This is a genomic window from Stenotrophomonas maltophilia (assembly GCF_006974125.1).
Lineage (GTDB): Bacteria > Pseudomonadota > Gammaproteobacteria > Xanthomonadales > Xanthomonadaceae > Stenotrophomonas > Stenotrophomonas maltophilia_O.
Map to the genome: position 1 here is coordinate 1501079 of NZ_CP037858.1, position 15421 is coordinate 1516499.

11 protein-coding genes are annotated in these 15421 nt (G+C 67.2%); 2 read left to right on the forward strand and 9 right to left on the reverse strand.

Features of this window, described 5'->3' with window-relative positions:
• Window positions 1-56 precede the first annotated feature (56 nt).
• The 6 genes from EZ304_RS06880 to EZ304_RS06910 all read right to left on the reverse strand — a co-directional run bounded on the left by EZ304_RS06880 (window position 57) and on the right by EZ304_RS06910 (window position 9321).
• Window positions 57-638 (reverse strand): GNAT family N-acetyltransferase, encoded by a 582-nt coding sequence (locus tag EZ304_RS06880; protein WP_099553770.1) that lies wholly within the window; start codon window positions 636-638, stop codon window positions 57-59.
• Window positions 631-3756 carry an efflux RND transporter permease subunit gene (locus EZ304_RS06885; protein ID WP_142806637.1) on the reverse strand — a complete coding sequence of 1042 codons (3126 nt, stop codon included), beginning with the start codon at window positions 3754-3756 and terminating at the stop codon, window positions 631-633. The genes EZ304_RS06880 and EZ304_RS06885 overlap by 8 nt, the downstream gene beginning before the upstream one ends.
• A complete protein-coding gene (locus tag EZ304_RS06890; protein ID WP_142806638.1) occupies window positions 3753-4859 on the reverse strand; it encodes an efflux RND transporter periplasmic adaptor subunit in 1107 nt (368 codons plus the stop codon). Before EZ304_RS06890 ends, EZ304_RS06885 begins: the two co-directional genes overlap by 4 nt.
• A 312-nt stretch (window positions 4860-5171) precedes the next feature.
• Window positions 5172-7235: a TonB-dependent copper receptor gene (locus tag EZ304_RS06895; protein WP_099553777.1), complete on the reverse strand. Its 2064-nt coding sequence runs from the start codon at window positions 7233-7235 to the stop codon at window positions 5172-5174.
• Between the two features lie 71 nt (window positions 7236-7306).
• Window positions 7307-7738, reverse strand: a complete 432-nt coding sequence (locus EZ304_RS06900) for a DUF2946 domain-containing protein (protein WP_142806639.1) — start codon at window positions 7736-7738, stop codon at window positions 7307-7309.
• Window positions 7739-8337: 599 nt separating this feature from the next.
• Window positions 8338-9321 (reverse strand): LysR family transcriptional regulator, encoded by a 984-nt coding sequence (locus EZ304_RS06910; protein ID WP_142806641.1) that lies wholly within the window; start codon window positions 9319-9321, stop codon window positions 8338-8340.
• 208 nt (window positions 9322-9529) lie between these two features.
• On the opposite strand from EZ304_RS06910, the gene cysK reads away from it, so the two are divergent.
• Together cysK and EZ304_RS06920 are read left to right on the forward strand one after the other, a co-directional pair.
• Window positions 9530-10489 (forward strand): cysteine synthase A, encoded by a 960-nt coding sequence (cysK, locus tag EZ304_RS06915; protein ID WP_049427425.1) that lies wholly within the window; start codon window positions 9530-9532, stop codon window positions 10487-10489.
• 211 nt (window positions 10490-10700) lie between these two features.
• Window positions 10701-11300, forward strand: a complete 600-nt coding sequence (locus tag EZ304_RS06920) for an O-acetyl-ADP-ribose deacetylase (protein WP_142806642.1) — start codon at window positions 10701-10703, stop codon at window positions 11298-11300.
• Window positions 11301-11392: 92 nt separating this feature from the next.
• Here the strand turns inward: EZ304_RS06920 and EZ304_RS06925 are convergent, their stop codons facing one another.
• The 3 genes from EZ304_RS06925 to pyk all read right to left on the reverse strand — a co-directional run bounded on the left by EZ304_RS06925 (window position 11393) and on the right by pyk (window position 15366).
• Window positions 11393-12538 (reverse strand): ABC transporter substrate-binding protein, encoded by a 1146-nt coding sequence (locus tag EZ304_RS06925; protein WP_099555129.1) that lies wholly within the window; start codon window positions 12536-12538, stop codon window positions 11393-11395.
• A gap of 129 nt (window positions 12539-12667) precedes the next feature.
• Window positions 12668-13672, reverse strand: coding sequence for a class I fructose-bisphosphate aldolase (locus EZ304_RS06930; RefSeq protein WP_005410832.1), 1005 nt, complete (start codon window positions 13670-13672; stop codon window positions 12668-12670).
• Between the two features lie 227 nt (window positions 13673-13899).
• A complete protein-coding gene (gene pyk / locus EZ304_RS06935; RefSeq protein WP_049427416.1) occupies window positions 13900-15366 on the reverse strand; it encodes a pyruvate kinase in 1467 nt (488 codons plus the stop codon).
• Between the last annotated feature and the right edge of the window lie 55 nt (window positions 15367-15421).

Sequence of the window (15421 nt, forward strand, 5' to 3'; positions counted from 1 at the left end):
TCGGAGAAGGGGGCAGATCCCTTTTCCACTGGAAAAGGGATCTGCCCCCGGGCCGTTCAGGGCAGCTGGGTGCGCACCCGGGCGAAACGGCGCAGGTCGTGCAGTTCGCCGCGCTTGTAGACCGCGCAGCGGTCCACGCCCTCTTCCTGGAAGCCGTTCTTCTCCAGCACCCGCGCCGAGCCGAGGTTGAAGTCGACTACCCCGGCCTGCAGCCTGAACAGGCGCAGCTCATCCATCACCCACGGCGCGAACAGGCCGACCACGCGGGTCATCAGGCCCTGGCCCCAGTAGGCCTGCCCCAGCCAGTAGCCGAGTTCAGCCATATGACCGCGCTCGGCACTGCCCTGCTGGGCGCCGACGCTGCCGCAGGCCTGGCCATCGATCTCGATGGCCAGATTCAGGGTACCCGGCGTGAGCACGCGACCGGCGAGGAAGGCCTCGCCGTCGGCGCGCGTGTACGGGTACGGGAAGCGGTCGCGCAGGCCGCGCGACACGTCGGGGTCGTTGGCGTGGCGCAACAGGGATTCCAGATCATCCGGGCGCCAGGGGCGCAGCTGGAAGCCGTCGCCTCGAAGTGGGGTCAGCGCCCTTTCCCTTTGGGAAAGGGATCCGACCCCGTCGGCGGGCCGGTCAGGCATGCCCGCCCACCGAGGGCGATTCCGCTTCCTGCTTCTCCAGCTCGCGCTTCACCGCTTCCGGCGAACGCGTGTACGGGGCCAGCCGCGCGTAGAACGCCGGCACCACGAACAGCGACAGGAACGTCGAAAGAGTCACGCCGAAGATGATCACGATGCCGATGGTGCCACGGCTGGCCGAGCCGGGGCCACCGGCCACCACCAACGGGATCGCGCCGACCACGGTGGCGATCGAGGTCATCAGGATCGGGCGCAGGCGCACCATCGCCGATTCGATGATCGCCTCGCGTACCGTGCGCCCGTCATCGCGCAGCTGGTTGGCGAATTCGACGATGAGGATGCCGTTCTTTGCCGCCAGGCCCACCAGCATGACGATGCCGATCTGGCTGAAAAGATTCACCGTGCCCCCGCTCACCCACAAGCCGACCAGCGCGCCGAGCACGCCCAGCGGCACTGTCAGCATGATGGTGAGCGGGTGGATGAAGCTTTCAAACTGCGCGGCCAGCACCAGGTACACCACCAGCAGGGCCATGGCGAAGGTCAGCAGCACTGCGCCACCGGCACTCTGATATTCGCGCGATTCGCCCTTCCAGTTCACCTGAGCGTACTGCGGCAGCTCTTCGCGGGCCACGTTCTGCGCCCAGGCGATGGCCTCGCCCAGCGGATAGCCCGGCGCCAGGCCGGCGGTGATGGTGATCGAGCGCAGGCGGTTGAAGCGGTTCAGCGTGCCCGCCTCGGCCACTTCACTGAGCGTGACCAGGTTGGACAGCGGCACCAGCTCGCCGGAGGTGGCACGCACGCGGATCGCGGCCAGGTCGGCCGGGCTGGCACGGCCATCGCGACCGGCCTGCACCAGCACGTCGTACTCCTCGCCGTTGTCGACGAATGTAGTGACGCGGCGCGAGCCCATCATGGTTTCCAGCGCCGAACCGATCGCGGTGACCGGCACGCCGAGATCGGCCGCACGCTGGCGGTCAATGTTCACCCGCATCTGTGGCCGGGTTTCCTTGTAGTCCGAATCCGGGCCGACCAGGCCGGGATTGTCAGCCATGCGCAGCAGGATGCGGTCGCGCCACTGCGCGATCTCGGCATATTCCGGGCCGCCCAGCACGATCTGGAACGGCTGGCCGCCGCTGCGCACCAGGCCACCGCCCACCTGCGTGCGAACGCGTACGCCGCGCATGGTGTCCAGTTCTTTCTGCAGCTCATTGGCCACTTCCGGCGTGCCCTCGCTGCGCTGGCGCCACGGCTGCAGGAAGATGCTGACGCGGCCAGTGTGCATTTCCTCGCTGGCGCCCCACCCGCCGGGTACGCGCGGGTTGGCGCGCACAATCGGCTTGTCCGGACCGACGTGCGGGGCCAGCAGCGCTTCCACCTGCTGTACCTGCTGCACGGTGTAGTCGTAGCCGGCGCCTTCCGGGCCGTCGATCATGATCTGGAACGAACCGCGGTCTTCGGCTGGCGCCAGCTCCGATGGCAGCAGTTTCAGCAGGCCCCAGCTGGCGGCCAGCGCGGCCACCATCACCAGCAGATAGATCCAGGTGCGGTCGACATGGTGGTCGAGCACGCGGCCATAGCCCGAGGCCAGGCGTTCCAGGTTGCGGTTGATGAAGCCATGCAGGCCGCGCGGTGCCTGCCCAGTGTGTGGCTTGAGCAGCTTGGAGGCCATCATCGGCGTCAGCGTCAGCGCCACGAACGCGGACAACGCCACCGCTGCCGCCAGCGCCACCGCCAGTTCGCGGAACAGGCGGCCGGTATTGCCTTCCAGGAAACCGACCGGCAGGAACACCGCCACCAGCACGGCGGTGGTGGCGATCACCGCGAAGGCAACCTGCGTGGTACCACGCTTGGAGGCCACCAGCGGGGGCTTGCCCAGGTCGATGCGGCGCTGCACGTTCTCCACCACCACGATCGCGTCGTCCACCACCAGGCCGATGCACAGCACCAGGGCAAGCAGGGTCAGCAGGTTGATCGAAAAATCGAACGCATACAGTGCGATGAACGCAGCCACCAGGCAGACCGGCACCGTCACCGCCGGAATCAGTGCGGCGCGGAAGCTGCCGAGGAACAGCCAGATCACCGCCAGCACCAGGATCATCGCCTCCACCAGCGTGGCGTAGACGCGGTCCACGGCAGCTTCGATGAAGGTGGTGTTGTCGAACGCCACGAAGATCTGCGTGCCCTTGGGCAGCGACAGCGCAACGCGTTCGGCTTCAGCGCGCGCGATACGCGCCACGTCCAGCGAGTTGGCGGTGGAGGTCTTGACGATGCCCAGACCGATGCCCGGCTCACCGTTGCTGCGGTAGTACGCGCGACGCTCGGCCGAGGCCAGTTCGATCTTCGCCACGTCGCCCATGCGCACCACGTAGCCGTCGCGCCCCTTGCCCAGCGGGATGGTCGCAAAGTCTTCCGGCTTGACGTAGTTGCGCTCCACGCGCAGGGTGAAATCGCGGTCGGTCGACTCGATGCGGCCGGCCGGCAATTCCACATTCTCGTTGCGCAGTGCGGTTTCCACATCGCCGGTGGTCAGCCCGCGCGCGGCCAGCTGGTCACGGTCCAGCCAGATGCGCATCGCATAGCGCTGGCGGCCGCCGATGCGGACCTGGGCCACGCCATCGAGGCTGGAAAAGCGATCAACCACGTAGCGGTCGGCGTAATCGCTCAGTTCCAGCGTGTCCATGGTCGAGGAGACCATGTTGAACCAGATGATCGGGTCGGCATCGCTCTCGACCTTGGCGATTTCCGGCGGCCGCGCTTCTTCCGGCATGCGGTCGGCGACGCGACTGACCGCATCGCGCACGTCGTTGGCCGCCGCTTCGATATCGCGGTTGGAGGTGAACTCGATGCTGACCTGCGAACGGCCGTTGGTGCTGCGCGCGTTGATGGTATCGATGCCTTCGATGCCGGCCAGCGCATCTTCCAGCACCTGGGTGATGCGGCTTTCGATGACGGCCGCCGAGGCGCCGGTGTAGTCCACCGACACCGACACGATCGGTGGATCGATGGCGGGCAGTTCGCGCAGGGTCAGGCGGGTAAAGGACATCACGCCCAGCACCAGCAGCAGCAGGCTCATCACCACGGCGAACACCGGCCGCTGGATGGAGATGTCGGACAGCTTCATCCGCCGTGGCCCTCGGCCGCGACCGGAGCCGGCGCATCAGCCGGCTTCGCACCGCTGGCCGGTGCCGCATCCTTGGCCGCGACCTTCAGGCCCGGGCGCAGCTTGCCGGTACCATCGACCACGATGCGCTGGCCGGCGTCCAGGCCCTGCTTGATCTCGACCACGCCGGCACGGCGCGCACCGGTCACCACGTCCACGCGCTCGACGCTGTCGTCGTTCTTGATGCGGTACACGAAGGTATCGCGGCCCACCTGCACCACGGCGATTTCCGGCACCACCAGCGCCGGGCGCTCGGGACGGAACAGGCGCACGTCCAGCAGCATGCCCGGGCGCAGTGCGTGGTCGCCGTTGGCGAAGTCGGCACGCACGGTCACCGCACGGGTGGCCGGATCGATACGTGCATCGATGGTGCTGACCACGCCTTCGAAGCTGCGGCCCGGCCACGCCACGCTGGTGGCGCTGACCTTGTCACCGACGCCCAGTGCGGCCAGTTCCACTTCCGGCACCTGGAAATCGATGTGCATGTGCTCGATGTCGTCGAGCGTGGCGATCACCGTGGTCGGCGTCAGCAGCGTGCCCGGGCTGACCTGGCGGATGCCAAGCACGCCGGCGAACGGCGCGCGCACACGACGGTCACCGATGTCCGACTGCATCTGCGTCACCCGCGCCTCGGCGGCATCGCGGATCGACTTCTGCGTATCCAGCGTGGCGCTGGACACCAGCCGCTGCGTGGCCAGTTCGCGCTGCCGCTTGTACAGCTGGTCGGCTTCGTGGAAGGTGGCCTGCGCCTGCACCAGCGCCGCTTCCTGGGCCTGCCCGCGCAGGGTCACGATCGGTGCACCGGCGGCAATGTGCTGGCCGCTTTCGAAATGCACCTTCTCGACGATTTCGCTGACCTTGGCGGTGACGCTGATCGACTCGCGCGCCTTGGCCGTGCCCAGTGCCTGCAGGGTGTCGTTCCACTGCGTGGACTGCACGACCTGCGCGGTGACCGGCACCGCTTCGCCCTGCCGACGGGCGGCGGCCTCCTGTTTGCCCGCGCACCCGGCCAGCACGGCCAGGCTGAGGCCAAGGGCCAGGGTCGAAGCGATACGAGCCAACATGAACGGTCCTGATTGATCCACGGCCGCCGAGTGTAGGCAAGGGCCCGCAAAAGCGGTATGTGCCAAGCGTTTACCGGCGTGGAACCGAAGCCGTGATAGCGCCTTGAACCCGTTCCGTGCAAGGCTGCCCCTGGCAGTGTCGGCGTGTGTCGGGGTGTATCCAGCTACCCATCGCCGGTGCCGCCATCGTAGAGTCGAAGCTGCCCGACGGAGGGCGTTGGGCAGGGGGCGGATCCTGGCGGGGATCCGGCCCCGTTTTTTTGTCCGGCAGCAACGCCGGGCATGGCCCGGCGCTACCGTTCCGCACGTTGGTCAATACCGGTAGTTCACCTTCATCCACAGGCTGCGCCCGGGCTCATTGATGCGCACCGGGTCGGCCGGAAAGCCGAAATCGGCACTGCCGGCCAGGTTCAGGTGCTCGCTGTAGGCGCGGTCGAACAGGTTGTCGACGCCCGCGCTGAGCTGCAGCTGCGAACTGAAACGGTACGCGGCGTTGAGCGCGAACGTGGCGAAACCGGCACTCGGCCCGAGGTCCTGGGCCACCACGTTGCCCTGACCGTCGGCCACGCGGTGCTGGTGAGTGACCGCACGCAGCAGTGCCCCGGCACTCCAGCGCTGGCCTTCCCAGTTCGCACTCAGGCGCGCTTCCAGCGGCGGCATCTGCGGCAGCGGACGCTGCTGGTCGCGGTTCTCGCCCCACGCGTAGGCAAGCGTGCCCCCCAGCTTCCACTGTTCGGCCAGGCTTACTTCCAGCCCCGCCTCGGCACCGGCGATGCGCGCATCGATGTTGCTGGCCTGGCTCATGCCCATCATGCCGCTGCCGTGATAGGTGAACAGGATGTAGTCCTGGATCTGCCCGGCGTAGGCTGAGACCCAGGCCTGCACGCGTGGGCCCTTGTACTGCAGGCCGACGTCGAGCTGGGTGGTGTGCTCGGGCTGGATGCCGGCGAAGGCGTTCGATGCACCGGCCGGACCGTGATCGGGCGAGAACAGCTCCCAGTAATCGGGCATGCGCTGGCTGTGGCCGAGACCGGCATACCAGGTCAGGCCGTCGGCCAGGTCCTGCTCGTAACGCAGGAAACCACTGCCGAGCCACTCCTTGCGACGCTGGCCTGCGGTCGGATTGGGCATGTTCCCCATCATCCCGCGGATCGACTGCCGCTCATCGCGCACGCTGGCGCGATCGATGCGCAGGCCACTGATCCAGCGCTGGTCGGTGCCGGCGCCCAGGGTCAGTTCGGTGAACACGCCATAGCGACGGAAGTTGGCATCGGTCTGCCAGTCGGCCTGCCTGTAGGTGTCACGCCCCATGCCCATGCGTCCACGATGGCGGCTGTCTTCGCCATCCACCCCCGCCACCAGCTGCACGTCCTGCCAGCGCCACTCGGAACTGACCCGGCCGCCCTGGGTACGGCGGTCCACGTTCGACGCCATCGGCATCGGCATCATGCTGTTGGGATTCGGCGTGCGCAGCGTGTAGTTGTCCATCACGTGGTCGGCTTCGTTGTAGTACACGTTGGCCTGCACCGTGTCCCACGCGCCCGGCAGGTTGCGCTTCTCGAATCGTGCCGCGTAACTGGTGCGTTCGAACGCGGCACCGTCCATGCCACGCCCGGCATAGCGCGCGATCGCATCACCGGCCCCGGCGGAGATCTCCAGCAGCGTGTCGGCATCCGGCGTCCAGCCAATGGCCACGTCACCGTTCCACTTGCGCCACTTCGACGGCACCACATCGCCGTGGCCGTCCTTGTAGTCATCGGCTTCGGACCGGTTGCCGCTGGCGCGCACATAGCCGGTCGGGTTGCCCAGGGTCAGGTCCAGCACCTGGTCGTTGCGGTTGCGCGAGCCAACCAGCGCACTGGCATCAGCACGCAGGCCCGGTTCCTCGAAGCGCGGCGTATCGCGCTCGAAACGCACGGTGCCGGCCGAGGCGCCTGCGCCCCAGCGCACGCTCTGCGGGCCCTTGATGATGGTCAACCGATCGAAGCTCTCCGGCGCGATGTAGGACAACGGATTGTCCATGCGCGACGGGCAGGCACCGATCAGGTTGCCATCGTTGCTGAGGATGTTCAGCCGCGAACCGAACATGCCGCGCAGCACCGGGTCGCCGTTGGTGCCGCCATTGCGGATGGCGGAGAAGCCGGGGACGGTCTTCAGGTAATCGGCACCGTCGCTGGCCGGCACCGGCTGCCGCGGCAGGCGCGGATCGGTCACCCAGTGCAGCGGCGAGGACGGTGCGGCGGCGGTGACCACCATCGTGTCGAGGGTGCGCGCCTCGTCGGCGGGCGCAGCGTGGGCCAGTGACGCGGCCACGGCCAGGCCAAGGGCAACCGGCAGGCGCGCACGGGCACCCGCGGGGCGGGAAGTCATTTTCATCGGAACAGCTCCAAAGTACGCACGCGCGCACGGCGCCCGGTCAGGCGTCGTGCGGCAGATTCATGGGGATATCAGCGGACGATGGAGGGGGGCGGTGGCCCACGTGCGGCGTGCGCCGGCCAGCGCAGTGCCGGCAGCACCTGCTGTGACCACGGGAACACCAGGCGCGGCCGCCACAGCAGCGGCAACAGCAGCACCAGCACCGCCAGCCATGGCAGCATGCGCATGGCCAGTACGCAGTATTCGCAGGCTTCGCCATGCATGGCGTGGGGGTCGGCCGGGCGGTCAGGCGCTGCCCGCGTGGCCCCGTGTAGATCGTGCCCGGCCATGGCCATGCCGTGCATGTCATGGCCCATCGCGGCGTGGTCCATGCCCGCCATTGCAGCGTGGTCCATCGGGTGCGCCTGCAGCGCGCGGCTGACCAGTGGCGCAAGCACCATCAGCAGCGTCGCCAGGATGGCTAGCTGGAGCAGAAGGCGTTGCGGGCGGGACAGGCGGGTCACCCCGCTAGTGTAGAGCCGGGTCCAGGGTTGCCCGTGCGACGAACGGTCGCAGGAAGGGGGGGGGTTATCGGCAGGGCTGCGCCCTGCACCCGCTGCGAGCTGGAGCAACAGCAACAGCAACAGCCGAAGCAGAAGCGGGCTTCCTGTGGGTAGGCGGGGTGGGTCCGGTTGCGGGGGGCGCTGCAAGTACGTCCATGTAAGCTCGGTCGCCGCATCCATGCGGCTCACGCCCCCGCAACCGGACCCACCCCGCCTTCGACAGATCTCTGCGATCTGCAGTAGATCCACGCCATGCGTGGATGAATCTCCATCGGAATCGAATATTTCGAATTGGAATCCAGAAGCATCCACGCATGGCGTGGATCTACCGTGTCGACCAAGGTCGACACCTACCAACAGCCATCGGAATCTGTCAGAGGTGGGGCGGTGTCGGAGTGCGGGGTGTCAGCCGCATGGATGCGGCTGCCAAGCCCCCAGGGACGGGTTCACGGCGTCCCCGCACTCCGACACCGCCCCGCCATCCCACGGAATGCAAGCTTTTGCCGTTGACGTTGCCGTTGATTCTGCGGGTGCAGGGCGCAGCCCTGCCCGACCCACCCTCACACCGTGATGGTCTGGGTCAGTGACTCCCAGGTCGGTGGCACCGGCCACGCGGCCGCCTGGTTGCCATCCAGCACCCGCCGCAGGTCACGCGGATCGATCTGCGGTGCCAGTACGTGCACCAGCTCCAGCGCGTAATCGCGCAGCACGCGGTCGCGCGGCAGCACCGCCCAGGCGATGCACTCGCTGATCGGATCCGGAGCAGGCCACGATCTCAGGTCTTCGTCGTTGGAACTGACCGCCATCTCGGCCAGCAGCCCCACGCCCAGACCCGTACGCACGTAGGTCTTGATCAGGTCGGCATCGAGCGCGGTCAGTGCCAGGTCCGGCACCAGCCCATTTGCGGCAAAGGCGCGCTGCAGCGACGAGTTCGGCCGTGTCGAGGATTCATAGCTGATCAACGGTTGGCGGGCCAGCGCGGCCAGGTCCGGCGCACGACCGGCGCGATCCAGTGGATGGCCCTTGGGCACCACCACCAGCCGGCGCCAGCGGAACAGCGGCACCGCGATGCCATCGGTGGGTTCGCCACCGGCGGTACTGATGATCGCGATATCGGCATCGCCCTGGTTCAGGCGGTCCAGTGCGTCGGCTTCACCGGCCCGCTGCAGGTGCACGCTCACCTGCGGGTAGGCCTGCTTGATCGCCGCCACCGCCGGCGGCAGCACGAAGCGCGCCTGGGTGTGGGTGGTGGTCAGGATCAGCTGGCCCTGGCTCTCGCGGCGCTGGTTGGCCGCGTAGGTGCGGATGTTGTTGGCCTCGGCCAGCACCGCGCGGGCGCGGGCGATGACCTCGGTGCCGGCCGGGGTGACCGACTCCAGACTGCGGCCCTTGCGCACGAACAGCAGGAAGCCGAGCTCGTCCTCCAGCTGCTTGAGCTGCTTGGACAGGCCGGGCTGGGTGGCGTGCACGCGCGAGGCGGCCAGCGTGATGTTCAGCTCGGCGTCGGCGATGGCAACCAGGTAGCGCAGCTGGGTCAGCGTCATGGGAGGCGGGCGGCGTGGGGCGGAGGTCCACTCTAGGGTCAATTGCCGTCACCAGCTTATAACCAAAGGTTGTTTAAGAAAGGTATCTGGTCATTTCCGGGCGTCATATGCCGGCGCTACGGTCAGCCGGCAGCCGCTGGCCTGAACAGCCAGCCCTCCCCCTTTCGCCCGCCGGCGTCCGGCGCGGCCCCGTTCCCGGAGCGCTTCCATGGCCCTGTACGACTCCATCCTCGATACCGTCGGCAACACCCCCATCGTCAAGCTGCAGCGCCTGGCGCCGCCGCAGGTCAGCCTCTACGCCAAGGTCGAGTCGTTCAACCCGGGCGGCTCGGTGAAAGACCGCCTGGCGCTGGCGATCATCCTCGACGCCGAAGCGCGCGGCCTGCTCAAGCCGGGCGACACGATCGTGGAGGCCACCTCGGGCAACACCGGCGTGGCGCTGGCGATGGTCGCCGCGGCACGTGGTTACAAGTTCGTGGCGACCATGGTCGAGACCTTCTCGGTGGAGCGTCGCAAGCTGATGCGCGCGTATGGCGCGAAGGTGATCCTGACCCCGGCCGCCGAACGCGGCAGCGGCATGGTGCGCAAGGCGCGCGAACTGGCCGAGCAGCACGGCTGGTTCCTGGCCAGCCAGTTCGCCAATCCGGCCAATCCGGCGTATCACCGCAATACCACCGCCGCCGAGATCCTGCGCGACTTTGCCGGCAAGCGGCTGGACTACTTCGTCAGCGGCTGGGGCACCGGTGGCACGCTCACCGGCGTGGGCGAAGTACTGAAGGTCGCGCGCCCGCAGACCCGCATCATCGCCACCGAGCCGGCCGGCGCCGCACTGCTGAAGGGCGATGACTGGAAGCCGCACAAGATCCAGGGCTGGACCCCGGATTTCGTGCCCGACGTGCTCAACCGCGATGTGGTGGATGAACTGGTGTCGGTTGATGATGACCGCGCCATCGCCACCGCGCGCCGGCTGGCGGCGGAGGAAGGCATCTTCGTCGGCATCTCCGCCGGCGCTACCGTGGCCAGCGCACTGGACGTGGCCGCACGCGCCGAACCGGGTTCAGTGATTCTGGCCATGCTTCCGGACACCGGTGAGCGCTACTTCTCCACGCCGCTGTTTGCCGATGTGAATGAAGGCTCCGACGACGAGTGGCTGGCCGGCCTGCCGTGATGCACAGGGTCAGAGCCCTTTCCCGTCGGGAAAGGGCTCTGACCCCCTTCTGCTTCAGCCTGCGTGAAGGCGTCGCCCGCCATCGTGCGTGAAGGCCGTCGGATCGCAGCGCGTGAGACGGTCATGACGCAGTATCGATGCCCTGTCCCCTACCGTGGGAACAGCCGGCGCAGATGCTGCGCGGATCACCTCACAGGCAGGAGACGGACGCATGAAGATCGAAGTTTGGCAGGGCGACATCACGACCCTGGCGGTGGATGCGATCGTCAACGCGGCCAACGAAACACTGCTCGGTGGCGGCGGTGTCGACGGCGCGATCCATCGTGCAGCCGGCCCCGCATTGCTGGCCGAATGCGAGCAGTTGCCGGAGCTGCGCCCGGGCGTGCGTTGCCCGACCGGCGAAGTGCGCGCCACCGGTGCCCATGCGCTGCCGGCACGCCACGTACTGCACACGGTCGGTCCGGTCTGGCATGACGGCCAGCGCGACGAACCGGCACTGCTGGCCAACTGCTACTGGAAATCGCTGCAGCTTGCCGAGTCGCTGGGCGTACAGTCGATCGCGTTCCCGGCCATCAGTTGCGGCGTGTATGGCTATCCGCTGTACCAGGCTGCACAGATCGCGGTGACGGAAACGCTGGCATGGCAGCGCAGCCACGTGCAACCGATGCGCATCGTGCTGGTCGCGTTCAACACGGCCACTGCCAAGGCCTACCAGCAGGCGCTGGCCACCGCCGGACAGAGCACGGAAAGCGAGCCACGCGGCACGCTGCTGCCGCCGCTCGGCGATGCAGGCCTTGCCGCCGCGCATTGAAACGCGACGCAGCATGGAAAGGAAAAGGCCGGGCATTGCCCGGCCTTTTCCGTTGCACCGTCGATGTCATCCACGCACGGCGTGGATCACACTCAACGACTGGCAGCTTCCACCGCAGCAGCGTCATCGGCCACGGCGGCTGCCGCGTCGGCTGCGGCGCGTGCAGCCGACGCGGCAGCACCGTCGGCACTGGCGCCCTCAACCTGCACGCGCACTTCCACCATGCCTGCGCCATTGTTCAGGCCGGACACGTCGACGGTGTAGTGGCCGGCCGGCAGCGTTTCTTCCAGCCGCGCATTGGTGCCATTGCCACCGTCGTCGTTGGTCAGCTCGACATCCCCGCCGACCACGCGCAGCACGGTATCGACCTGGCTGGAGATCGCATCCAGGCGCACGTCGGCGGGACGATCCAGGGTCAGCAGGAAGCGGCGACGGCCGTCGTTGTCCAGCATGGTGTACACGCTGCCCGACTTCGGCAGGGCGGTACCATCGCGCTCGACCAGATTCCCCGGCAGTTCGATGCGGTTGGCCGACAGGGTGAACATGCCATTGACGCCGCTGCCGAGGCCGCGCGCGGTCAGGGTGTACTTGCCCGGCTTCAGCGACAGGGTCAGCCGCGAGTTGGTGCTGTCGTTGCCATCGTCGTTCTCGGCTTCAACGCCCTGGCCCGACAGCTTCAGCACCGGATCGAAGACATCCGACACCAGGCGGATTTCGTACAGGCCGGCCTTGTCCACCTGCAGGGTGTAGTCCTGCGAGTCACTGGCCAGCATGTCCACGATTTCGCCACTGCCCGCCAACGGCTTGCCGTCGTAGGGTTTCAGCTTCTCGGCGCGCAGGCGATACGGACCAAAGGCGGTCGGGCCATCGGCATTGACCGCCACCTGGTAGGTGCCGCCGCCATTGGCACGGAACGCCAGCGAGACGTCGCCTTCGCGTTCGTAACCGGTGTTGCTGGTGGACACCAGGCTGCCGTTGTTGAACACGGCGATCGAGCCGCTGAGGGCACCGGTCAGCTTCAGGCCGACCAGTTCCCTGTCTTCCAGCTTGATCTGGTAGAGCTGGTGATGGCTGCCGTCGTTGAAGTTGATGCCGCTGCGCGAGGTGATCTCGCCGGACACCGGCTTGTCGAAATCGAGCGACGCGGCCTTGCCTGCGTCACCACTGCTGCCGATGCGGTTGCAACCGCCGGCGACCAGGACCGCGGCTACGGTCAGTGTGAGTGCTGCCAAACGCATGTTGTTTCTCCTTGGCCTTCCATGTAGTTCCCGCGTGCCGGCCGGGCGCGCGGGGCCGGAAACGATACCCGTAAAAGCAAACGCCGGCGTGATGCCGGCGTTGCCCTGTTCATCCAGCGATGGGACGGATCAACCGTTCCACTTGCCCAGCGCGGCCAGGCCGTTGTCCTTGGCGCGCTCGTACACGGTCTTCTGGGCAGCGGCGTAGTTGCCCTTCATGTCCTTGGCCCACAGCTTCAGCGCGGCCTGCTGCATGGCGCGGCCGTAGGAGAAGCTCAGCGGCCACGGCAGGTTGCCCAGCTGGTTCATCGCGTTCAGGTGCTCGGTCGACTGTTCGTCGCTCTGGCCACCGGACAGGAACACCACGCCCGGCAGGATCGCCGGCACGGTGCTCTTCAGGCACATCACGGTCGACTCGGCCACTTCCTCGACGTCGGCCTGCTCATCGCAGTTCTTGCCGGAGATGACCATCGACGCCTTCAGGATGGTGCCTTCCAGCAGCACGTTCTGCTGGTACAGCGCGTCGAACAGCGAACGCAGGGTGGCTTCGGTGACTTCGTAGCAGGTCTCGATGTCGTGGTCGCCGTCCATGATCACTTCCGGCTCGACCATCGGCACCAGGCCGCATTCCTGGCACAGGGCGGCATAACGGGCCAGCGCGTGAGCGTTGGACTCGATGCAGGTGCCCGACGGAATGCTCTCGCCGATGTTGATGACCGCACGCCACTTGGCGAAGCGCGCACCCAGCTTGTAGTACTCCTGCAGGCGCTCGCGCAGGCCGTCCAGGCCTTCGGTGACCAGTTCGCCCGGGCAGCCGGCCAGCGGGTGCGCACCCTTGTCCACCTTGATGCCCGGAATCATGCCGTGGTCGGCCATGTACTTGGCGAACGGCACGCCGTCCCTGGTCGACTGGCGGATGGTTTCGTCGTACAGGATGGCGCCGGAAATGTGCTCGTTGAGCTTCGGCGTGGTCAGCAGCAGCTCGCGGTAGGCACGACGGTTCTCCTCGGTGTTCTCGATACCGACGCCGGCGAAACGCTTGGCGATGGTAGCGGTGGATTCGTCGATCGCGATGATGCCCTTGCCCGGGGCGACCATGGCCTGGGCGGTTTCGGCCAGCTGTTCGATGCTCATGTATTTCCTGTGGCGGGTGCGGGAAAAACGTAAGTATAGCCCCGCTGCCCGTTGCCCCGGTGTCGAGGTCAGGATGGAAACGATTCCAAGTCTGCACAGGACAAAGAATGTCCTGCCGTTGGGGGTCAGAGCCCCTGCGGGGATCTGCCTCTGGGCCGGCGTGAGGGTCAGATCCCTGCAGGGGCTCTGACCCCGGATCGGCAGCGCCGACCCGATACCGTCAAGGCTTACAGATCGCCCAGGCCGATGGCGCGGCCGTCGTCGCCCACTTCCAGCAGGCGCAGGGTGTTGGTCGCGCCCAGGGTTTCCATATGCTCGCCGCTGGTGAACACGACGCGGTCGCCGGCCTGCAGCAATTCGGCTTCGACCAGCAGGCGGATGCTGCCACGCGCGGCTTCGCGCGGGGTCAGGCCGCGGCTGTCGAAATTGATCGGATAGACATCGCGCATCAGCGCCATCTGCCGGCGTGCACCGTCATGGCGGGTGACCGCGAACACCGGCGCCTTGGCACGGAAACGCGACAGGTAACGCGCAGTGCCACCGGATTCGGTCATCGCCACGATCGCGCGCACGCCCACGTGCTGGGACAGGAACATGGTGGCCATGGCAATGGCCTGGTCGGCACGTTCCAGGTTGCGCGGCGAAGCGTTGAAGTCGGTCTCGGTCTGGAACTGGCGCTCGGCCCCCAGGCAGATGCGCGCCATCGCTTCGACGGCCTTGACCGGCCAGGCACCGGCAGCGGTCTCGGCCGACAGCATCACCGCATCGGTGCCATCGATGACCGAGTTGGCCACGTCCAGCACTTCAGCACGGGTCGGGATCGGGCTTTCCACCATCGACTGCAGCATCTGCGTGGCGGTGATCACCACCTTGTTCTGCGCCAGCGAGGCCTTGATGATCTTCTTCTGCAGGCCCGGCAGTTCGGCATCGCCGATTTCCACGCCGAGGTCGCCACGGGCCACCATCACCACGTCGCTGGCCTCGACGATTTCTTCCAGGTTCTCGATGGCCTCGGTGCGCTCGATCTTCGACACCAGCGCAGCGTCACAGCCATGCGAGCGGGCGATATCACGCGCGTCGTTCATGTCCTGCGCGTTGCGGCAGAACGACACGGCGATGAAGTCGACGCCGATCTTGGCGACGATGCCGATCAGCTCCTTGTCACGCTCGGTCAGCGCGCCCAGCGACAGGCCGCCGCCCTGCTTGTTCAGGCCCTTGCGGTCGGACAGTACGCCGTCGTTGAGCACGGTGTTGATGATGCGTTCGCCCTGCACCTCGACCACCTGCAGCTGCATCAGGCCATCGTCGAGCAGCAGCACATCACCCGGGCCGACATCCTGCGGCAGGCCGAGGTAACTGACACCGACCTGGGTGGCATCACCCGGGCCGGCGTTGGTGCTGGCGATCAGGTCGAAGCGGTTGCCCGCCTTCAGTTGCACCTTGCCTTCGGCGAAGCGCTCGATGCGGATCTTCGGGCCTGGCAGGTCGGCCAGGATGCCCACTTCCACACCCACGCGGGCGGCGGCGGCACGCACTTCGGCAGCACGCTTGGCCTGGCCGGAGGGGTCACCGTGGCTGAAGTTGAGGCGCACCACGTTGACGCCGGCGCGGAACAGATCCTCCAGCACGCCCGGCGGATCAGTGGCCGGGCCGAGGGTGGCAAGGATCTTGGTGCGACGCTGACGCTCGAACATGGTGAATGGGCCTCTCCCGATAAAGAACGGAAATTAGCACATCCTTCACGCCGCA

Coding starts and splice junctions, on each gene's coding strand:
- EZ304_RS06895 (WP_099553777.1), bottom strand. CDS start 7,235: ATGAAAATGACTTCCCGCCCCGCGGGTGCCCGTGCGCGCCTGCCGGTT.
- EZ304_RS06880 (WP_099553770.1), bottom strand. CDS start 638: ATGCCTGACCGGCCCGCCGACGGGGTCGGATCCCTTTCCCAAAGGGAA.
- cysK (WP_049427425.1), top strand. CDS start 9,530: ATGGCCCTGTACGACTCCATCCTCGATACCGTCGGCAACACCCCCATC.
- EZ304_RS06925 (WP_099555129.1), bottom strand. CDS start 12,538: ATGCGTTTGGCAGCACTCACACTGACCGTAGCCGCGGTCCTGGTCGCC.
- EZ304_RS06920 (WP_142806642.1), top strand. CDS start 10,701: ATGAAGATCGAAGTTTGGCAGGGCGACATCACGACCCTGGCGGTGGAT.
- EZ304_RS06910 (WP_142806641.1), bottom strand. CDS start 9,321: ATGACGCTGACCCAGCTGCGCTACCTGGTTGCCATCGCCGACGCCGAG.
- EZ304_RS06890 (WP_142806638.1), bottom strand. CDS start 4,859: ATGTTGGCTCGTATCGCTTCGACCCTGGCCCTTGGCCTCAGCCTGGCC.
- EZ304_RS06930 (WP_005410832.1), bottom strand. CDS start 13,672: ATGAGCATCGAACAGCTGGCCGAAACCGCCCAGGCCATGGTCGCCCCG.
- EZ304_RS06885 (WP_142806637.1), bottom strand. CDS start 3,756: ATGAAGCTGTCCGACATCTCCATCCAGCGGCCGGTGTTCGCCGTGGTG.
- pyk (WP_049427416.1), bottom strand. CDS start 15,366: ATGTTCGAGCGTCAGCGTCGCACCAAGATCCTTGCCACCCTCGGCCCG.